Source organism: Algoriphagus litoralis, assembly GCF_003259255.1.
Classification (GTDB): domain Bacteria; phylum Bacteroidota; class Bacteroidia; order Cytophagales; family Cyclobacteriaceae; genus Algoriphagus; species Algoriphagus litoralis.
This window is the reverse complement of record NZ_QGOL01000007.1, coordinates 436,910-458,627: the sequence shown is the minus strand read 5'-3', so window position 1 is coordinate 458,627 and position 21,718 is coordinate 436,910. Positions and strand designations below refer to the sequence as shown.

15 protein-coding genes are annotated in these 21,718 nt (G+C 45.4%); 8 read left to right on the top strand and 7 right to left on the bottom strand.

Annotation, left to right across the window (positions count from 1 at the left end; genetic code table 11):
* Positions 1-5 precede the first annotated feature (5 nt).
* The gene (locus tag DK188_RS09655) at positions 6-539 is read right to left on the bottom strand and encodes an RNA polymerase sigma factor (protein ID WP_111670596.1); all 534 of its coding nucleotides are present in this window, start codon (positions 537-539) and stop codon (positions 6-8) included.
* A gap of 113 nt (positions 540-652) precedes the next feature.
* Between DK188_RS09655 and DK188_RS09650 the strand changes: the two genes are divergently transcribed.
* The 5 genes from DK188_RS09650 (at position 653) to DK188_RS21635 (ending at position 4,913) form a co-directional block, all read left to right on the top strand.
* Positions 653-1,972, top strand: coding sequence for an OmpA family protein (locus tag DK188_RS09650; protein ID WP_111670595.1), 1,320 nt, complete (start codon positions 653-655; stop codon positions 1,970-1,972).
* A gap of 4 nt (positions 1,973-1,976) precedes the next feature.
* Positions 1,977-2,702, top strand: a complete 726-nt coding sequence (locus DK188_RS09645; RefSeq protein ID WP_111670594.1) for a hypothetical protein — start codon at positions 1,977-1,979, stop codon at positions 2,700-2,702.
* Positions 2,703-2,728: 26 nt separating this feature from the next.
* A complete protein-coding gene (locus DK188_RS09640) occupies positions 2,729-3,127 on the top strand; it encodes a hypothetical protein (RefSeq protein ID WP_157963212.1) in 399 nt (132 codons plus the stop codon).
* 8 nt (positions 3,128-3,135) lie between these two features.
* Positions 3,136-4,488, top strand: coding sequence for a hypothetical protein (locus DK188_RS09635; RefSeq protein WP_111670592.1), 1,353 nt, complete (start codon positions 3,136-3,138; stop codon positions 4,486-4,488).
* A 227-nt stretch (positions 4,489-4,715) separates the two neighbouring features.
* On the top strand, positions 4,716-4,913 hold the full coding sequence (locus tag DK188_RS21635; RefSeq protein ID WP_198672998.1) for a hypothetical protein: 198 nt from the start codon (positions 4,716-4,718) through the stop codon (positions 4,911-4,913).
* 269 nt (positions 4,914-5,182) lie between these two features.
* Here the strand turns inward: DK188_RS21635 and DK188_RS09625 are convergent, their stop codons facing one another.
* The 4 genes from DK188_RS09625 to DK188_RS09610 form a co-directional block, all read right to left on the bottom strand.
* Positions 5,183-6,763: a glucoamylase family protein gene (locus DK188_RS09625; protein ID WP_111670591.1), complete on the bottom strand. Its 1,581-nt coding sequence runs from the start codon at positions 6,761-6,763 to the stop codon at positions 5,183-5,185.
* 218 nt (positions 6,764-6,981) lie between these two features.
* The gene (locus tag DK188_RS09620) at positions 6,982-8,469 is read right to left on the bottom strand and encodes a RagB/SusD family nutrient uptake outer membrane protein (protein WP_232825705.1); all 1,488 of its coding nucleotides are present in this window, start codon (positions 8,467-8,469) and stop codon (positions 6,982-6,984) included.
* A gap of 14 nt (positions 8,470-8,483) precedes the next feature.
* Positions 8,484-11,486 carry a SusC/RagA family TonB-linked outer membrane protein gene (locus tag DK188_RS09615; RefSeq protein WP_111670590.1) on the bottom strand — a complete coding sequence of 1,001 codons (3,003 nt, stop codon included), beginning with the start codon at positions 11,484-11,486 and terminating at the stop codon, positions 8,484-8,486.
* Positions 11,487-11,734: 248 nt separating this feature from the next.
* A complete protein-coding gene (locus DK188_RS09610; RefSeq protein ID WP_111670589.1) occupies positions 11,735-13,630 on the bottom strand; it encodes a 7TM diverse intracellular signaling domain-containing protein in 1,896 nt (631 codons plus the stop codon).
* Positions 13,631-13,795: 165 nt separating this feature from the next.
* Here DK188_RS09610 and DK188_RS09605 point away from each other — a divergent pair, with 165 nt between their 5' ends.
* The 3 genes from DK188_RS09605 to DK188_RS09595 all read left to right on the top strand — a co-directional run bounded on the left by DK188_RS09605 (position 13,796) and on the right by DK188_RS09595 (position 19,520).
* Positions 13,796-15,451 carry a tetratricopeptide repeat protein gene (locus DK188_RS09605; RefSeq protein WP_111670588.1) on the top strand — a complete coding sequence of 552 codons (1,656 nt, stop codon included), beginning with the start codon at positions 13,796-13,798 and terminating at the stop codon, positions 15,449-15,451.
* Positions 15,452-15,645: 194 nt separating this feature from the next.
* Entirely contained in the window at positions 15,646-16,740 is a 1,095-nt protein-coding gene (locus DK188_RS09600; RefSeq protein WP_111670587.1) for a phytase, read from the top strand.
* 11 nt (positions 16,741-16,751) lie between these two features.
* Positions 16,752-19,520, top strand: coding sequence for a TonB-dependent receptor (locus DK188_RS09595; RefSeq protein WP_198672997.1), 2,769 nt, complete (start codon positions 16,752-16,754; stop codon positions 19,518-19,520).
* A gap of 147 nt (positions 19,521-19,667) precedes the next feature.
* On the opposite strand, the gene DK188_RS09590 is transcribed toward DK188_RS09595, so the two are convergent.
* Positions 19,668-20,666, bottom strand: a complete 999-nt coding sequence (locus DK188_RS09590; RefSeq protein ID WP_111670585.1) for an ABC transporter ATP-binding protein — start codon at positions 20,664-20,666, stop codon at positions 19,668-19,670.
* 3 nt (positions 20,667-20,669) lie between these two features.
* Positions 20,670-21,689 carry an iron ABC transporter permease gene (locus DK188_RS09585; protein WP_111670584.1) on the bottom strand — a complete coding sequence of 340 codons (1,020 nt, stop codon included), beginning with the start codon at positions 21,687-21,689 and terminating at the stop codon, positions 20,670-20,672.
* Between the last annotated feature and the right edge of the window lie 29 nt (positions 21,690-21,718).

The following is a 21,718-nucleotide window of genomic DNA, read 5'->3' as shown; positions in this document are numbered from 1 at the left end:
ATTTCTTATTTTTTCATTGACTCTTTGAGACTTTTCAGACATCTCGATTTGGTACTTTTCAGCACATCTTTGGAAACATAACCTAATTGCAGGTAGATCTCATCCATGCTTTTAGCCTGATAATAGAATAGCCTGAGTAACTCCTTGCATTTCGCACCCAGCTTTTCAAACTGCGACTTGAGTTCCATGATTTCCTCATCGTTGGCTTCCTCTTCATAGCTTTCCCAGGGGATCGCTTCCAATTCATCAGCCTCGAGATTGACTTTTCGGTCGCTGATTTTATTGGATTTGAAGATTAGATACTTGCCGATGGCAAAGAGGTAGGTGCTGATGGTACTCTGCAGCTCATCCAGTTTGCCTTTGGCGGCATTTTCTACCAGCGCAAGAATCGCGTCCTGGTAAATATTTCGAATCTCCTCCACATCATCTGTGTATCGCTTGGCGAAAAGCCGGAACCCCTGTTGATTCTCTAGGTAAATGGTTTTGATCGTCTCCCGGTCTCCTGCTTTCAATAATGCGATCTGCGTCTCTTTTTCCATTGGTTAAAAAAGTCACTTAAAGTAAACACAAATTTTTTTGATTTTTTTTCAAAAACCCATGTTTACCTCGATCGATTTCCAGCACCAACAGGCAAATCATTACTTAAAATACCATGAACAAATTTTTAATCCTGGGTTTGTTTCTTTCGCTTTCTGCATGGGCAAATGCCCAAAACACCGGACAGCGCGTAGTGACAAACGCAAAAACCAAATCTACTACACGAGTAGAAACCAAAGCGGATGAAACTGTAGACCAAGCCCTCGATAAGATTGAGGATGGAATTGGGTCACTTTTCAAGAAAAAAGAAAAACCTGCCAAAACGCAGGAATCAGGATCTGAAGAAAAGATGTCTGAATCCTCAGAAGACGCAGCAGAAGGAACTTCAGGCTCTGAAACATCCAATGGAGGAACCACCAATCCAAGCTTGAGATCTTACTCCAAGTTTGACTTTGTCCCTGGGGAAAATGTGATTGCGATTGAGGACTTTTCTCAAGATGCTATCGGTGACTTTCCTGCTAAATGGAACACCACTTCCTCCGGTGAAATTGTGACCATTACTGGCTTGGAGGGAAACTGGTTGGCTTTCAAGGATGAAGGGGAGCTTTACCCTGAATTTTTGGAGGCACTTCCGGAAAATTGTACCATCGAGTTTGATCTGGGGGTTTTCAATGAAAGTCAGGCTTACACCCAATTCCTTTTTCTGGATGAAAACAACGGTCATGACCTTCTGGCTGGCTATCGTGAAAATGGAGTCGAAGTCGGTTTGGAAGCCAGGGGTATGGCCTATGTGCGAACTTATGATGCATATGGCGCGGCAAAAATAGATAATGATAAGCCTCAGAAGCAGTATTACATCCCAGAAGGTGAGGATTATACTTTTGTCAGAGTGTCGATCTGGAAGCAGAAGTCCAGACTGAGGGTCTACCTCAATGAAGAAAAGATCTGGGATATTCCAAGGGCATTTGTTGAAGAGGGAGCTTACCGGTTTATGCTGGGTTCAATTACTTACTACCACGAAAACAAAGAGTTTCTGCTAAGCAATCTGCGCTTTGCGGTCGGCGCGCCGGATACCCGATCCAAGTTGATTACCGAGGGAAAATTCACTACGCAGGGGATAGTTTTTGATTCAGGATCAGCGACTATAAAGCCGGAATCAGCCGGTGTGTTCAAAGAAATCGCTACAGTACTTCAGGAAAACCCAACAATCCAGATTGAGATCATTGGTCATACCGACAGCGACGGTGATGACAGCCTCAATCTTGCCCTTTCTAAAAAGCGGGCAGATGCAGTGAAAAATGCCCTCAACCTAGATTTCGGTATCGATGGATCACGCATGACCACCGATGGAAAAGGGGAATCCCTTCCCCTCGGTGACAATAAGACAGCTGTCGGGAAAGCCCAAAATAGAAGAGTCGAATTCATAAAAAAATAAGGATATGAACAAATACAATGCACTACTGCTCCTTCCCCTTGGCCTGATCCTTATGAGTAATTCTTGCGGGTCTGAAAGCAAGAAGGACGAGGTTACTTCCGAGATCTCTGAGGTCTTGGGAGAAGCTACTGAAGCTTCGGGAATGGCTTCTCTGGATGACTATACAGGCAAACTCAATGAGCTTCTCACTCTGGAGATGGCAGCATCACTCACGGGATACGATCCAGCTGACGCCAGTGAGGATTATTCCCAAATCATGGGTCCCCAATACCATAGCATCGCTTATACTTGGGACAGAGGCAGAACTAAGGTGATGAAGGTTGGGACTATGAGTGTGGATGTGCCGGACTTGGATGTAGTTCAGTTGGATGGATTGGCGGAGATTTCCAAGAAAGATTTCGAATACAATAATCGGCAACTCACCGAGCAAGATCTCAAAGACATCGACAATGCCATGAGTTCAAAGTTGGATGAAAAAGTCGCTGACGGCTCAGTTTCAAAGGATCAGGGCGACATGGCCGCCGACATGGCCAAGGGATTTTTGGGTGATTTGACTCGGGAACCGGTGTCTGGTGTGGGCGAAATGGCCGTCTGGATGCCGGGACATCATGCGCTGTCAGTCTATGAGGATGGGGTGACCTTTATCCTTCGGGTAAATCTGAATGACGATATGGAAACCTGCAAATCCAAAGCGGCTGTATTGGCCAAACAAATTCTTGAAAAGCTTTAAACATGTCAAATTCTTTTAAAAAATCTATGAAATCAATAGTTATTGCCTTGGTCCTTATCTTTAGTTTGGTGTCTTTTTCCCAAGGACAAAATCTTGTCTTTGTCAATGTGCAGTCCAATGCTACCACCCCAAAGTTTGAAATCAAAGGAGGGAAAACTTTACTCTATCAAATGGTGGGTACAGAAATGAAACTTACCAATACCTGGAATCAGGTTCCCAAATTGAACAGTTCGGAGGATCGGCTGGATAAATATTCAGGGGTGTTTGTCAATGATGATAAAGTAGCAAATAAGAAATATGAGATCCATTATGACCGAGAGTGGGGCTCCAATCGCTACACAGGATATATCCGCACGACGATTGACTTCAAAGATTCCCGACCTACTAAAGTGTTGGAGCATCGATTTAAACTCCAAGGCCAATAGCAAAGAAGATGAGAACGATTTTCACCCTATTCCTGATCTTGGCAGCTTCGGTTACTTTTGCGCAGCAAAAACTCAAAGTCGTCCGCAAATCCGATACGGAAAAACCGAAGGTAGACCGTGTCGATGCCACCAAAACAGAGGTGGAGCGAATCCAAGATCCTACCAAAGCACAAGTTGAACGGATTGAAGATGCCCCAAAAACCAAAGTTGATCGTATCGAAGATGCTCCGAACTCCAAGGTAGACCGCATAGAAGATGGTACTAAGCCTAAAGTGGATCGTATCGAAGATGGCCCTAAGGCTAAAGTAGACCGGATCGAGGACGTCGATCGAATTCAAGATGGGCCAAAAGCTACGGTAGATCGAATCGAGGATGCACCAAAAACTAAAGTAGAGCGACTTCCCGGAGAACCTGTCAAGCCTAACGTGCCTATCATTACCGATCCTATTCCCACACAGGTGGACCGAATCGAAGATGGACCTAAACCAAACGTAGATCGAATTGAAGATGGACCAAAGCCGAAAGTAGAGCGGATAGTCGATCCTCAAAAAGCGAATGTGGATCGGATTGAAGATGATCCCAAACCAAAAGTAGATCGAATAGAAGATCCGAAAAGAACCCAAGTGGATATCCTAGAGGATGAGGATGGAGGAAGTGGCACCGGTTCTGACAGTGGAAAAGCTTCAGGTGGAGGAGCTCCGGCGGCAGCAAATTCAGGTAGAGGAATATATGAAAATCAGGGTTTAAACAGCAAGTTTAAATTCAACCGTAAGATTGGATTTTATGTCACATCACCTGAAGGGAATATGGTGGGTCATTTTTATCTCGATACCCATACCGGAGCTTCGATGCTGGACCATGAGGGCAATCAGGCGATGGTAGAAGACAAATTGGAGGGAGAGACTACCCAAATCATGACTGCGATGCGGGATTTTCTGGGGTTCACCAAGTCTTCCGAGGGAAATTATTCATTCAAATTGGGGTCTGGCTCTTCACCTGTGATGGCAAGTCTTCAGGATGAGAAGTTTTCTAAAGAATTTTCCAAATACTTCAAGCCCACTGGAGAATCCCTTGCCAAAGGTCAAGGTGGAAATAAATTTAACAGCCAGGAATACTCAGGTATTTACGAAGGTCAGAGCATTACAGTATACTTAGCCGATCCCGGTCAGGTGCGCCTGGATACTAAGTATACGCATTCACTTACCGGGCATTTTGGATTGGGTTATATCGCGGATGAAAGTGGTAAGACATTCATGCTTACCGGTATCCAAGCAGGAGGGGTTTCGATTTTCATGACCTACAATGAGCCTTCTTCCAAGACATTTGATGGTTCCGGCTACCAAAGCATGGGGGATTTTTAGAGGTTTGAGAATCTTTGCTATTAAACGCAACTCAAAAAATGAATGCAAAATCAAATTTTAAATACAATCCAAACTGGTGCAAACAAATTAGAAGTTAGATGGAACAACAAGAAAAAGACGGCAAGCAGATCGGAATGATCGCTTACCTCACCGTGATCGGATTGATCATCGCATTTGTGATGAATAGTGAGAAAAAATCAGAGTTTGCCTAATACCATATCCGGCAGATGCTGGGTCTATTTGTCAGCGGAGTCGCCATCGGCTTGATTGGAATAATTCCGTTTTTGGGATGGCTGGTCGTGATTGTCGGGGTGTTTGTCCTGTTTTACATGTGGGTGATGGGGCTGATTGCTGCCATCAATGGGCAAATGAAACCCATGCCTATTTTGGGCAAAAAGTACGAGGAGTGGTTTTCAGGTGTTTGAAGGTAAACCTCAAAAAATATTTTTTAATTTTGGGTGAAAAAAAGAGCCGATTGATTTCGGCTCTTTTAATTTTTATATCCCCAATTCTACCCGTGGCCAACTTTCATTAAGGTTCACCTCTCTTCAATAACCTGAAATCCGGTGGCCGTTCGACAGTTGGTGAGCTTGTCGAAGTGTCGAGGCCATTTTGACCTTCTGGTAAAAACCGGATATTCAGACTAAAAAAAGGAATAGAGGATCCAGTACAGATCCTTAGTTATTGTTTTTTACTACAAATTAGGCGAAGTAAACCCCAGCTTTTCCAGTCCAGCTTTCACCTCAGGTGCTCCCATGAATAGCTTCCAACCCAGTCCAGTTCGGTGATTTTCGATCATTGCCACCATCGGTCCCTGATCAATCGCCAGATACCGGGTAGGGTAGAACTCATGGTGTGGGCTCATCGCATCGTAAAATCCATATTTGCCCAGTACTTTTTCGCCATAGGTGTAATAGAGGTTTTTGATCACTTCCATGGATTCTTTTGGGGTGTAGGGAATCGATGAAATGGCAGCGGTGGGCGAAATGACTCCGTTGTCATTGCCCGGGTGATGGGCATTGTAGAAGTTGATGGAGTAGGAGGCAGTCAGTCCCCATAGCGATTCTCCATAGCCTTTGTAGTTGCCCGGATTTTCAATACACCAAGCACGATTGATCAGCGTCTGATTTCGGTTTTCCTGCTCGTAGTCCGCATAGCGATCTTTTAGCCCCATGGGATTCAATCCTAGGTAGGAATAATGCGCCCAAAAGAGGGGTCCACCTTTGGACTCGGCACCGTTATGCTTTAGTTGGAGAGCGTAGCCATAGGCCTCGACATCGGCTTTGATAGCGCCACCCCTTGCCCATCCCTTGTGATAAGCTTCGGGTGAAATGGTATGCGTCGGAGAGGCAGCTGCCAGTACATAGGTGATCAAGCATTCATTGTATCCCTCCAGCGCGAAATTCATCTCCCACTCATACTCTGGTGACCAGTGCCAATAGAGGACATTCTTACCCCCTTGAGTATGCCAGGCCCAGTCCATTTCTTCCCAGAGCGTGTTGATCCGGTCGGCCACAGCTTTTTCGGCTGCTGTTCCATTTTTATAGTATTCCCGGACTGCGATTAAGCCCTGCATGAGAAAAGCTGATTCGACCAGGTCTGCTCCGTTATCCTTTTGTCCGAAAGGCTTGGTTTTACCCGTTTGCCCATCGATCCAGTGAGCCCAGATTCCATGGTAGCGATCAGCTTTCTCCAGAAAACCTACGATCCGCTCCATTCTGGCCACTCCTTGTTCCCGTGTGACCCAACCCCGATCAATCCCTGCTATTAAACCAAATAAGCCAAATCCGGTGCCCCCTGTGGTCACGATATGGGCGTCATTATCGGGGTATTCACCGTCTAGGTGAATCCGTTCGGGAGCCATGCCTGAGTTGGGCTCGGCCCCATGCCAGAAGTACCTGAACGTGTAATACTCCACCATGTCGAGAAGCTCTTCCTCTGACATCTTGCGGGTGGTAGTTTCCTTGGAGGCAATGACTACCGTGTCCTGAGGCTGAATGGCCCGGATTTCATAGGTTAGTTTGAGCTCGGAGCCGAGGTCAGAAACAAAGTCCAAGTAGAGTGTATCGGAAGTCTCTCCCCGCTGCGTGAAGGATTTACCATCCAGACTCACCCAAACAGCATAGCCCTGGGCTGCTTCAGCAGGACTCCATCTCAACTCTACATGACGATCATAAGGGTCTATCTCTAGATTACCGGAATCGACCGGTTCACTTTGGCAGGCCAAAAGACCCAAACCCAGCAGGAGTGGAGTGAGTATTCGTGTAAGCTTCATTTTGAATTAAGTTTAGGTGAAATCGGGCTTGTCGAAAGTCCTATTTTCTGTGGGCAAAACCAACAAAATAGCACAATCAGTAGCTTTCAAAAGTAGGATTTTGGTTCAAAGAAAATTCCCGGAATGTTCTGAAATATCACTACTTCAGAACGATCCGGGAATTTATTTTTTTGAGCTAGAATGCTGGACTACGCATCAACTAGTATTGTTTGCTAGGATTAATAGCCCGGATTCTGAGTGAGAGTCCCACCGCTGATATCTATTTCAGACTGAGGAATAGGATAGACTTCATGTTTGTTGGGAGTCCAGTTGATTCCGAGCGCATTGAATACTTCCTCTGCCTGACCCTGTCTGACCAGATCAAAATAGCGGTGCTGTTCCATAGCCAGTTCTACTCTTCGCTCATGCCAGATGGCAGCTCTCAGATCGGCCTGATCCGTTGTGGTGATATCAGGAAGGATGTCGGGATTACCCTGACGTGCCCGCTCACGCACTTGGTTTAGGTAGTTGAGGGCATCGGTACTATTTGCCAATTCGTTTGCCGCTTCTGCTGCAATGAGCAGTAGGTCTGCATATCTGAATAAGCGGATGTTGGCCCCGCTATTTCCAAATCCGATTGGAGGACGCTCCGGGACCCAGGCTTTTTTGCTGAATTTGGCACCTGCTCCCATATTCGGATCAGCGATCACCACCTGACCGGTAGATAGGGTGTCTCTGTTGAAAATCACCGTGGCGGCCAATCTAGGGTCATTTTCTTCAAAAGCAGCGATCAAATCATTGGATGGATTGTTGAATCCCCATCCGTTGTTTGGATTGCCTCGGATACCTTGGACTTCGTTAAACTGTGAACCGCCACCACCTTGCTCCAATCCTACAGTGGAAACTTCGAAGATACTTTCCGAACTATGTTCACCTTCTCTTCTGAAAATGGCTTCATAGTTTGGATACAGTGCATATTCTCCGCTGTTGATCACTTCCTGAGCTACCTGGAAAGCAGCCTGAAAATCATCCTGAAAGAGGTGAACTTTGGCCAGATAGGCTTTGGCTGCACCCGAGGTTGCTCTTCCCAATTCACTGGCAGGGTACGCTGATTTTTCTGGAAGATTTGCTATCGCAAAATTTAAATCCTCCTCTATAAAGGCATAAATCTCCGCAGCAGGCACTCGCTCTTGTCTGTATTCATCAGGATTCAATGGCCGGTCGATCAAGGGGATATCTCCGTAAGTTCTGACTAGGAAGAAATAGAAATAGGCCCTCAGAAATCTTGCTTCTCCCAGAAGTCTTGTTTTCAGTTCCTCGTCCATCTCAATGTTTGGAACATTGGCCAATACTTGGTTTGCCCGGAAAACACCCTGATAGTAACCTCTCCAGATCCCGTTTACAGCAGTGTTGTTGGCATCAAAAGTGAAATCATTGATGTCCTGCAAGAAGCCCGCATCACCCGGTACGGACCCTTTGTCTGCATCGTCAGAAGCAATGTCCGTGATTCCAATATAGGAAAATACATGGACGTTGAAGTTTCGCAGATGGGCATAGATGGCATTGACTGATTGCTCAGCCTGAACCGCATCCTTGAAGAAATTGTCCGAGGTCAGTTCTCCTTTTGGAGCCCGGTCCAGAAATTCATCTCCACAGGAGATCAACCCAGCCGACAGCACCAAGCTGAGGGATAGGGTCAAAATTTTAGTTTTTATAGTCGATTGCATGATAGTTTTTGGGTTTAGAAGTTGGCTGAAATACCTACATTAAATGTGCGGGCTATTGGGTAGATACCAGAATCGAAGCCAGTTCCCAATACATTTCCTCCTCCGATCTCTGGAGTATAGCCTGAATAGTCAGAGATAGTAAAGACATTGGTGCCCGATACGTAGACCCTGAAATTCTGCAGCTTGATTCGTTCCAAAGCCACAGTAGGAAAGCTATATCCGATCTGGATATTTCTCAATCTCAGGAAGGAGCCATCTTCGATGAATCTGTCTGAGACTTCATAATTGTGTCCTCCGTTGGTTACTCTTGGTTCGGAATTGCTAGTGCCCTCTCCAGTCCAGCGGTCCAAGAATGAAGTTTCGAAATTGTAGGTATTGAATCGAACTTGCTTTTTAGAGTTATAGACTTCATTTCCGACCGTTCCGTTGAAATCTGCACCGAAGTCAAAGCCTTTGTAATTGAATCCAAGATTGAATCCGAAGACCAAATCCGGGATTGGACTACCGAGGATTACGCGGTCGTTGTTATTGATGACGCCGTCGCCATTGGTATCCTCAAATATTAAATCACCCGCTACCTCTGGACCTCTTTTGGGGGTGTTTGCCAACTGTTCAGCGTTTTGGAATACTCCGGCTGTTTTGTAGCCAAAGTAATGGCCAATGGATTCGCCGACTATCGTTCTGGCACCCAAAAGTCCACTGATGCCTACAGCTCCGCCAAAGATGGCTTCATTTCCTTCACCGATATCCAAGACCTTGTTATTGACGGTGGAGGCCACGATTCCGAAATTGTATCCAAATTCGCCTTTTTGTTCTCTCCAGTTTAAGCTGAGGTCAATTCCCCTGTTTTCAACCGAGGCAGCATTGACGATCGGGTTGTTGGATGCGCCGACATAGGCTGGGATGGGTACACCGACGAGGATATCATTGGTTCTACGGTAGTAGTAATCCAGTTCACCGGTCAGTTTGTCATCGAAAAACCCAAATTCCAAGCCGATGTTGGAGGTTACTGTTTCTTCCCATTGGATAAATGGATTAGCCAGTCGGGTCAACGTTGCCCCATAGATCAGCTCTTCATTTTCTCCAAATACGGCATTTTCATTTCCAGTTACGACCGGACGTCCTTCGTAGAAAGCAATTTTATCGTTACCGATGATACCCCAGCTACCTCTGATTTTGAGGTTGGAAAGGAAAGTTTGATTTTGAAGAAAACCCTCTTCAATCAAGCGATATCCCAAGGCAATGGAAGGGAAATTACCATATCGACTTTCTCTACCGAATCTGGAGGAGCCGTCCCGACGGAAGGTACCCGTCACCAAAAATTTATCCTTGTAGGTATAATTCGCTCTGAATAAAAAAGAAAGCATGGACCAGTCACCTGCCGAGTTTGAGTTGGTCTGGGACGTAAGCTCTCCGGCATTTAGGTACCAAAGTGAAGGATCCTCACCAGGAAGATTTCTTCGCGCTCCGCCCAGAAATTCCTGATAAAAGGACTGGGTGGTGATACCTCCCAAGAGATTCAGTCGGTGGTCATCCCATTCTTTGGTGTAGTTTAAGGTATTTTCCCAAAGAAAATTCCGAGTCCTTCCCGTGTTCACTGACACGGAGTTTTCAAGATTTTGCTGGGTAGGGGAGACAAAGAAGACTGGCGTGAATGATTTACTGTCACGGAAGGCAAGATCAACCCCAAAATTACTTCGGAACGTGAAATTCTTCAGGAATTTGACATCCATGAAAAAGTTGCCCACACTACGATAGTCGTTGGTTTGATTGTTTGAGTTGTATTCAAACTGGGCAAGAGGATTCCCTACCGGAGCGGTGTTGGTGTAAGTTCCGTCAGGATTCCGTGGGTCAAAGATCGGGTAAGCGCGATAGGCGTTACCGACTACGCCGGGTTCATTCTGCTGATTGAAATAAATAAAGGAAAGATTGTGACCGAATGTCACTGCGTCCCCGAATTTGTATTGATTGTTCAGTCGGATGGTCAGTCGCTCAAACTCGGACTCTTTTACTACGCCTTTTTGGTCAAAGTAATTGACGCTGAGGTTATAGTTTGTGTTGGCATTGCCTCCGCTGGCGCCTAAGTTGACACTGGAAACCGGAGCATTTCTGAAAATCAGATCCTGCCAATCCGTACCTACGCCGTAGTCTTCCACATTGTAGAGCGGTTCGTTTCCTACGTTCTGCTCCAGTTCATTGGCCAATTCGGCAAATTGCCGACCATTTACCAAATCGATTCGCTTGGCGACTTGCTGGATTCCGGTGTAGGCATCGATGCTGATTTTTCCTTTGGTGCCAAAGCTAGCCTGTTTGGTGGTGACGATGACCACACCATTTGCACCACGCGAACCATAGATTGCTGTCGCTGAAGCATCTTTGAGGACTTCCATGGATTCTACATCGTTTGGATTCAAAAAGTCGATGTCATCCAGGAGCATTCCATCCACCACAAAAAGTGGATTGGAATTGTTTAATGTACCCACGCCCCGGATTCGGATAGTTGTCCCTGCGCCGGGAGCACCTGAGTTGGAAGTCACCTGGACTCCTGATACTCTTCCCTGAAGTGACTGACTGACATCCGATACCGGTAGTCGGTTGATTTCTTCAGATTTCAAGGATGAAATTGAGCCCGTCAGATCACTTTTTCGCTGGAGACCGTAGCCGACTACGATAAATTCATCCAGATCTGCAGTGTCATCTGCCAAGGTCACGTTGATTTCAGTTTGATTGTTTACCGGAATCTCCTGACTCATAAATCCAACAAAAGAAAAAATCAGTACTGCATCGGAAGGTGTATTTAAGGAGTATTTCCCATCCAGATCGGAAACTGTGCCTGAGGTAGTGCCCTTGATGACCACATTCACACCGGGTAGTGGCTCCCCTGTGGAGTCTAGGATTGTCCCTTGTACTTGAACTTGATTTTGGGCATTTGCGACTTGTCCCATGACTAGGAAAAGTGCGACGAGAAGAAGGCGAATGTGCTGGATACAATTCACCCGAGGTAGTAGTTTTCTCATTGGGTTATTTGGTTTAGTTTTTTGTTTGGGAATAAGGATTGATTTGGCTTGATTCCTTAGCTAAAACTAAACTTCCAAATACCGCTGTTTGGCAGTTGGGTCTAAAAATTGCCAAAAATCGATTCGAAATCGATTGTATTTTTTGTCGATTTTCCCGCTTGAATTCCAATTAAAATCGCCTCAAAATGGAGCTAGAAGCCTTTTATGGTTTTTCTTTCCCTCTTTGATCGCAGGTTTCAGATTATCATTCAGCCAGGCATCAAAGCCCCTTCATTCCGCTGTTCCAGCAATAGATCTTCCCAGACGAGGGAAGAGTTTCCGGAACTTTGCAAGAGCTGGCGCACCTTGATCCGAAAACTGCTGATGGCATTGATTCGCAGATCCAGCAGTTGTGAGAGTTGCTCCAATGTGTAGTCCTCCTGATCCGAAATAACCAAGTATGCGATGAAAAAAGCCTTTTCCAGCGGAATCCGAATTCCATGAAAAACCGTGTTGGCAGTAGGCGATTCGGTATGTCCGCAGCGGCCGCATCTCCTATTGAATAGTTTTGGAGCTTTGGATTCCCGATGATGACCGCAGGACTTACAGGAATAGCCTTTGCCCCATTTGATTTCATCCAAATACCTAAGGCAGGCGGAGGCATCCGGGAAGATCAGTTTAAACTCCGCGAGATTCATACGTTTATTGGTGATTCGCGCCTGCATACTTTCCTTTACTTGGGACTTGAGTTTCCAGATGTCCTTATCCAGAAGCGCATTGAAGCGCTTGATTTCCTCGTCTTTTTCCAGGATTTTTTTATTGTATTCCTCCAGAAGCCGGTTTTTGGTTTCGAGTTCCTGCGTTCGTTCGGCTACCTTTTGCTCCAGTTCTTCATTGATTTTATCCTTCAGCTTCGCATTGGTTTCGGATTGTCTGAGGGATCGACGCAGCGCCTGATCTTTGGTTTCCTTCAGAATTTTGACCCGGTCACCCAGAGCCAGAGTCAGCAGGAGCATTTCCACCAAAAAAGCGATGTGGAGGGAATAGTACAGTACCGTACTGTGTGGGATCACGGCCATCTGTACCAGCACTTTCAGCATCAGCCCAATAAAGAGAATTGTATATGCCGCGACAAAAAGCCGGGCGACTTTGTAGCCTTTTACTAAGACTTGGATACTGGCAATCAGGATAAGAGAAAAGGGAATCGCATCATACACCTGGATCTCCAATAATCTGGGAAAAAACCACAACCCGGCCAAAAATACCACGGAGCGGAGGATCAGAAAGCCAATCAATATCCGATGAAAAACACGATGCCGGTGTTTCAGATTCAGGAACCTGACAGAGAAAAGAATGGAAAAACTAATGATAGAAAAAGCAAAGACTCCCGTAGCAAAGGTGTTCCATGAGGGATGATTGGGCCATAGATACTGAAAACCCACTCCATCCAAAGCCATAGCAAACCCCGCTACACTCACCAGATAAAAGACATAGTAAAGGTATTTCATCTCCCGGATGGCGCCGTAGATCAGCAGATTGTACAAGGTGATGATCAGGATCATGCCGTAGAATATCCCATAGAGAAAGTATTCATTCAGGGCATAAAAGACAAAACGGTTCACTGAGCGGAATGCGATTCGGATATCAGCTTTTTGTGAGGATTTGATCTTAAAATAGTAATGGTCGACGCCTGCTGTGGTATTGCTGACGGGGATTTCGAAGTTTTTATGCGCAAAAAGACGCGCAGCAAATACCTGTTGATCTCCGAGTAGGATTCTCTGGTAGCCCGTGGGACTGGGGATGTAGGCTTCTATCCGGTCAATGGTCTGATCATAGAATTCCAAAATCCAGTTTTTGTCGCTTTCGGGCTGTTTGAGTAGGGATACTTTGACCCAATAGCTATGTGAGGTGGAAAAGTTGTTTTTGGAGAAATCTGGGTCAATTCTGAAGCGATCCTGGAAATCCGGATGCACCACCTCCTCAAAACTCAGGCTATCGGAGCTGTCCTCCACAAACTGCAGCTGATCGATGGCATAGATTCGCTCCTCGAGTTGATCATTGATCGCAAACGTAAAATTGCCTTCAGACTTGAGCTGTGCCTGTGAATTCAGGCTAAAAAAAAGCAATGCCGCTCCTATCATCCAATAGGAATGAAAAACTTTCATGGTAATGTTGGTTTAGTTCCTTTTTGAAAAAAGGCTTACTTAAACAACGGACTGCCAGAAAACATAGTTTCCTTGATCGGTATTCTTACAGGAGTGGTTGAGGGGAATTTGACCCTGGGAAGCTTCCGCTTAATCAAAAGAAAATAAGGCGGTAACATTGAGTTCATGTCCCGCGCTGATTTTTGTAGGATGCGAGGTAGTCTGTTTTTTGTTTTCTTACTAATCGGCTTGTTTTCAGAGAGTTTTGCTCAGCAGGATGCGCTTTCCGAAACTGAGATTTTGGAACGAGCCAGTCAGATGGCTTCCAAAGACCCTGAGGAAGCTTTTCGCTTGGTTTCCAGCTTGATTCAGGATCCAGATCAGATCAAAGACTTGGAATTTGCCAAAGCTCAAGCTTTGCGCGGAGCGCTATTGATGGGACTGGGGCTTTATCAGGAAGCGCTCAGCCCGCTGTATGAGGCCGAAACCCTTTTTATGAAATTGGATTGCCTCTCCTGCCTTGCCGATACCCACAATAAACTGGGGCAACTTTATTACAAAATAAAAACCCCAGAGTCTGCAATTGCCCGGCATGAAAAAGCCCTGAGTCTGTATTCGGAAGTAATGGATTGGCATGGCATCGCGGAGTCTAAGGGCTTCATCGGAGGAATGCATGAGAAAATGGGTGATTATTCCCTTGCCTTGGCCTATCAAAACGAATCCCTGGAGATGTTCAAAAGTGAGGGAGATCATGCCGATATGGCTTTTGTGCTGGAGAATATCGGAAGTATCTATGAAGATCTGGAGCGTTTTGATTCTGCGTTTTTCTACTTTGATCAGGCTTATACGTACAACCTGGCCGCGGGAGACAGTGCTGCGCTGATCGGTAACCTGAATAACCTCGGGGATGTATTCCGTAAATCAGGGAACCTGGATTCAGCACTGGTCTATTCCCAAAAGGCACTCAAGCTCAGTGAGCGCTTGGGCAATAGCTACCAAATACGAAGTGCTTTAGTCGATCTTTCCAAAGCCAATGACTTATTGGGAAATCATGCCCAAGCTTATTCCTATCTCGAGGAAGTGCGGCAGCTGAGCGAAGTGATTTTTTCGGAGGAAGCTGCCAGGCAGTTGGCGGTGAAGGAAGCACAATATGAGGTCAATCAAAAAATTGCTCAGATTGCCCAGTTGCAACAGGTCAGTAGGGCAGATGCGCGAATTCGCTGGCTGCTGATATTTCTTTTGTTGGTGCTGGCAGGCCTTGCTTGGGCAATGATCAACCGGCAGAAACTAAAAATCCGAAATAGCAAAGATCTTCTTGCGCGTCAGCAGGAGCTGCTGGAGATGAAGGAAAAACTGATTGCTACCGAAAAAGAAAACATCAACCTCCTGGAGGCACGAATGGCCACCGAAGTAGAGGCTCAATCCAAAGCGCTGACGGCACAGACCCTGCACGTGCTGGACAAAAATCAAATGCTCGAGGAAATTCAGGAAAAGCTAAAAAAGATCTTGGAGGAGGATCCAAAGGAGCAAAAGAAAAAAATCCGAAACCTGATCAAGCAGATTGATTACAATTTTTCGCAGGATACGGACTGGGATGATTTCAAGTTCAGTTTCGAAAAAGTACATCAGGATTTCTTCAAAAAACTGAACCAACCCGGTAATGAATTGACTCCCGGTGAGCTCAAACTCGCCAGTCTGATGCGGATGAATCTGAGCTCAAAAGAGATCGCATCCACCCTCGGAATATCACCGGAAAGCTTGAGGATTTCCAGATATCGGCTTCGCAAAAAACTGAATCTGGATAAAGGCGAAAGTCTACAGCAATACCTGCTTTGTATATGATTCACAATTTGTTAATCTGTTTTTAATATCCATTAAGTAACAGTAAAACAATGAGTTATGAATTTTTTTTCATCTTCTGTTTAGGTTTTGTTAACGCTCTGAAATCCGGCTGTAGCTCAATTGATAACGCGAAAATCTGGCGCTTGAGTCACCTGATCTCTAACATTGTGCTGTGATTTTACACCAGCAAAACCATGTTTAAAAAACCAACCCATTACCTCCTTTTACTTGCTTTGGCAGGCACGGTGGCCTGCAGTTCCAACTCAACAGAAGAGTCCAGCGATTCTGTTGATTCTGTCCAAATCGTCAAACCTGTTTTTGTGACCGATCCTGTGATTCACGATACCGATGATCCCGCAATTTGGATCAATCCTGCAAATCCTGCTAAGAGTCTGATTATCGGTACGGACAAAGATTCGCTGGGGGCATTGTATGTCTATGATCTGAAGGGAAAAGTGATCGACTCGCTTGTAAGAAAAGACATTCAGCGACCAAATAATGTCGATATCAACTATGGGCTTTCCCTTGGAAATGACACGGTAGACTTTGCTGTCACGGGCGAAAGATTGACCTCCAAACTCCGGTTTTTTTCCCTTCCTGACATGAAAGAAATCAATGCTGGCGGCATTGAAATCTATCAGGGTGAAAGCGGTCCTGACTTCCGAGACCTGATGGGAGTAGCTACTTACAAGAGCCCAAAATCCGGGAAAATGTATGTCATCGCAGGACGAAAAAATGGACCAACCGACGGCACCTACCTCTGGCAATATGAAGTGATCGGCGAAAATGGCCAAATCCGTCTGGAATTGATCCGCAAGTTTGGCCAATACTCAGGGCAGAAGGAAATCGAAGCAATTGCAGTGGATGCCGAATTAGGATATATCTACTATTCCGATGAGGGAGTAGGAGTGCGAAAGTACCACGCCGAACCTGAGATGGGAAATGAGGAACTGGCACTTTTTGCGACTGAGGGATTCACAGATGATCACGAAGGGATCTCGATCTACAAATTGGATGGTACCACTGGATACATTTTGGTATCAGATCAGCAAGCAGCCCTTTTCCATGTATTTCCTAGAGAAGGAAGCGAAGGAAATCCGCATCAGCATACCCTAATCACCAAAATTCCTGTCAGCACGGTGGAAAGTGATGGTTCAGAAGTGACGAGTACGTCTCTAGGGCCGGACTTTCCAAAAGGACTATTTGTCGCCATGTCTGATGACAAAACTTTTCAAATCTACCGCTGGGAAGACCTAGCAGGTGATATCCTCAAATCTAAAGGCAACTAACTCTAACCAATATGAACAAACAATTACTAACGCTTATCGCCCTTGTATCGATGACATTCCTGAGTGCAGGAGTCTTCGCTCAAGGCGTGCTGAAGGGTAAAGTGATCGATTCTCAGAATCTTTCGCTTCCTGGTGCCAATGTGATCCTGCAAGGGACCTCCATCGGTTCGGTGACGAATCAAAACGGTGAATTTACTATCGTGAATCTCGAAGCAGGTTCTTACGAAGTCGTGGTGACCTATTTGGGTTATGCTTCACTAAACCAAAATGTAACCATTTCAGCAGGTGAAACTACACTGGTCAATTTTAAATTGAACGAAACAGCAATTGAAGGAGCTGAATTCATTGTATTCGGTGATCGACTGAAAGGTCAGGCTAGAGCCTTGAACCAGCAAAAGAATAATGCCAATATCACCAATATTGTGTCTTCTGATCAAATCGGTCGATTCCCGGATGCCAACATTGGAGACGCTCTCAAGCGTGTACCGGGTATCACCATGCAAAATGACCAAGGTGAGGCTCGAAACATCATCATCCGAGGTATGGCTCCTCAGCTCAACTCGGTGACGTTGAACGGTGAGCGGATTCCTTCGGCTGAAGGTGACAACAGAAATGTGCAAATGGACTTGATTCCATCAGACATGATTCAGACTATCGAGGTGAACAAAGCTGTGCTTCCAAATATGGATGCAGATGCGATTGGTGGTTCTGTCAATTTGGTGACCAGACAAGCACCAAATGGCCTTCGTGTTTCCGGAACAGCAGCTTCCGGCGTGAATTTACTTTCCAACAAGCCAATTTGGACAGGTGGCGTGGTGATCGGTGATCGCTTCGCAAATGACCGATTGGGTGTGATTTTCTCAGGATCTTACAACAATCATAATTTTGGATCTGACAACGTGGAGGCAGTATGGTATGAATCTGACAACGGAGTCACACTTGAAGAATTTGATATTCGTGAATACCGAGTGCAGCGTGTTAGAAGATCAGCTACGCTAGCTTTGGATTATAAAATCAATGATAACCATACACTTTTCCTATCCGGGATGTACAATCACCGGGATGATTGGGAAAATCGTTTCAGGATGCGTGTGAGTCAGCTCGATGATAGCTTCGATGATGGAGACTTCACGGAGACATCTCCTGGTGTTTTTACCACCAAAGGAAGAGTGGAGTTCCAGACAAAAGGTGGATTGGACAATGACCGGATCAAGGCTGCAAGATTGGAAGATCAGCGCGTATACAATGCAACTCTTGGTGGTAGCCACCTTTTCAATAAGTTGAAAATGGATTGGAATGTAACCTATGCCAAGGCATCCGAAGAGCGGCCAAATGAACGGTACATTGCTTACAGGTCTTCCAATCAGGATGTGACTGTTGACCTTAGTAATCCTGAAAAACCATTGGCTATCCTCAGTGACTTGGCAGACAACACAGGCATTGGCTTCAATACCCTTCAGGAGCAGTATAGCTATACTTTTGATCAGGATTTGAATGCAAAACTGGATTTCAAACTGCCATACAGTGACAAAGGAATTCTTCAGTTTGGCTTGAGATACAGAGGGAAAGACAAAGAAAGAGACAACAATTTCTTTGAATATGAGCCACTGGACGAAGATGCATTTGGGGCGACTATCGGGGATGTACCAAACAGAAACTATTCTGACCCGAATTATTTAGCAGGTTCTCAATATGCAGTTGGGACATTCGTCACGCCGGAGTTCCTGGGTGGACTTGATGTGAAAAATGGTGGCCTATTTGAAGAAACGGATGTTTTGGAAGAGTATGTGCCCGGAAATTTCATCGCGAATGAATCAATTGTAGGAGCCTATGTGATGGCTGACCATCAGTTTTCGGATAAATTCTCTGCGATTGCCGGTTTGAGATTGGAATCTACTTCAATTGACTACACTGGAAATATTTATGATGTAGACAACGAGGAGTTCTCATCTGCAACGGGAGATCAAAGCTATTCCAACTTTATGCCTGGATTGCACCTGAAGTATGATTTGGATCCTAACAGCATCATCCGTTTTGCCTGGACAAATACGATAGCAAGACCAAATTACTACGACTTGGTTCCTTATGCTTTCTTTAGTCCAGAGGATGCTGAGTTGGAGCGGGGAAATCCAAACCTGAAGCCAGCCACAGCGATGAATTTCGACTTGATGGCTGAGCGCTATTACGAAAATGTAGGTCTGATATCATTCGGTGGATTCTACAAAGACATCGACGATTTTGTCTATACCATCACTACGCAGGGCTATTCAGACCCTCAATTTGGTTCAGATTTGCAATATTCCAGACCGGAAAATGGTGGGACTGCTTCTGTATATGGTTTTGAGGCAGCTATCCAGCGTCAGATTTTGAAGAACTTCGGGATTTATTTGAACTATACCTTCACCAAGTCTTCGACGACCGGTATCGAAGGTCGTGATGAAGATGATCTTCAGCTTCCAGGCACAGCGGAGAACATGTTTAATGCCTCACTTTCCTATGAGAATAAGCGATTGGTGGTCCGGGTTTCTCTCAATTACGCATCCGATTATTTGGATGAATTGGGTGGAGAAAACTTTGAAGACCGATTCTATGACAAGCAGACATTCCTTGACGTGAATGCCTCCTACGCCATCACGCCTAAGTGGAGAGTATTCTTTGAAGGCAATAACCTGACCAATCAGCCACTGAGATACTATCAGGGAATTCAGTCTCGCACCATGCAGATGGAATACTACAATGCCCGTCTCAACTTCGGTTTGAAGTTCGATTTGTTTGAGTAAAAATTAATTGATTTTACATTTGAAAGCTGCTTCTGGGAGGAGGCAGCTTTTTTGATTTTTTTTTAAAATTTCCCGCAGATTTCCACAGATAAAAACACAGATACCCGCAGATTCATTCTTAGCTATTTTAAGGTCTTTGTGAGATGATTATTTGATTGGATCTATTTGTATCTTGAGGTAAAAAATTAAACCGTCAATCGAATCAAATTTCTTTTCACCGAGAGAAATTGAAAAAGGATCTTTTTCTACTAAAATTGGTGATTTCACTTCTGATATTCCAGCTTTTTGAATTGCCTTTCTAGTCCAAAAAACCAGCTCTTTAGGTCCGGAAATCTCAAATCTCAAATCTTGAATTTCGGATTCTAATTTTCCTCTTTCCACACTGAACCGGTACTTTTCTCCGGGAAGTAACAGATTGATTTTACCTGAAATGATCAAGTCCTCCGGCTTTCCTGAAATTAGCGGAGTTCCACAATTTAGCAACCAGAATCGATCCGCTGTCTCGATCGCAATGTCTAAATCATGCGTTACCACCAAGACAGCTTTGCCTTTTTGCGCAGCAATGTCCCGCAGCAATTCCATGATTTCAAATCGGTTGACCAAATCCAGATGAGCCGTTGGTTCGTCCAGAATCATGAGTTTTCCATCCTGAGCTAAGGCCCGAGCGATCATTGCTTTTTGCCGCTGACCATCGCTGATTTCACTCAGGCGCTCGTTCCGGAGGTAAGTGATTTTGGTGTCTGAGAGGGCTTTTTCGACGATTTCTCGATCAGTAGAATTTAGCTTTCCAGACCAACCTGTGTGTGGAGTTCTTCCCAGAGCCACGAGCTGTCCGACGGTCATATTTCCTGGGAAAACAGGATCAGTCAGAACTACTGAGATGCGCTTGGCGAGTTCCTCGACTCCAAGGTTTTCTATGGATTGGGTTTCGATCAAAATCTCGCCTTTCCAAGGTTTGATTTGACCTAAAATGGCTTTGATGAGTGTTGATTTTCCGACTCCATTTGGGCCAAGCAAGCAGGTGAGTTCGCCGGAAAAGAGCTGAAAGTCAAGATCGCTCAGGATTTCCTTTTTGGATTTTTGATGAAAATAGCCTAGCGTCAAACCCTTGCCTTCCAATGCGATATGTTGCTTATTTTGTCCCATATCTTAAAAATCCCGGCTAAAATTCCGTTTCATAATCAATCCAATCACGATTGGTGCTCCTACCAAGGAAGTGACTGCATTGATCGGCAGTGTACTGGCAAAGCCCGGAAGTTGCCCAGCTGCATCACAAAGCAACAGCAAAATCGCCCCGATCAGTGCCGATGCCGGAAAGAGAATCCGATGATCTGAACTTTTCCAAACGATCCGCGCCAGATGTGGCACCGCAATGCCGATAAATGCAATCGGTCCGCAAAACGCTGTAATTCCACCTGCCAAAATCCCCGTGCTTCCGATCATCAGCCAACGCATTTTTTCAGTGCGGATGCCCATGCTCTTTGCGTAGGCTTCCCCTAGCAAAAGCGCATTGTAGGATTTAATCGATCCGAAAACAGGGATGCATCCGATTAAAATTAGCATACCTAAAATCCCGACTTGCGACCAGCCCAAAGCTCCCAAACTCCCCATCGACCAAACGGTGAAAAGCTTTAAAGCCTCGGCTCCTGAGAAGTAGGAAAGTACCGAGATCACAGCCGATACTGCCGAGCCAAACATCAACCCGACGATCAAAAGCGTCATGCTATCCTTGACTTTCCAAGCCACCAAACTCACGGCCGATAGGACCAATCCTGCTCCCAAAACTCCTGCAAAAGCTATTGCCCAAGAATTTACTCCACTGAGCACAAAACCAAAAGCCGAACCCGCAAGCATCAAGATTGCGACGCCTAAACCTGCACCAGAACTGATCCCCAAGACAAATGGTCCTGCCAATGGATTGCGGAAAAAGGTCTGCATCTGAAGTCCGCTCAGACTCAATCCAATTCCTGCACAAATCGCTACCAGCGCCTTTGGAAGTCTATAATTGAGAATAATTTGCTCCCAAGAAGCTTTGCTCCAGTCGCTGGAAAATAGACCTGACACGATTTCCCCAAACGGAATCCACACCGATCCCAAGCTCAGATTGAGCAGAAAGCTCAGGCCGAGGAGGAGGAAGGCGATGGGGAAAAGGTATCTTTTGGTATTCATCGATTTGATTTGTAAGTGGTTTTTGGGGA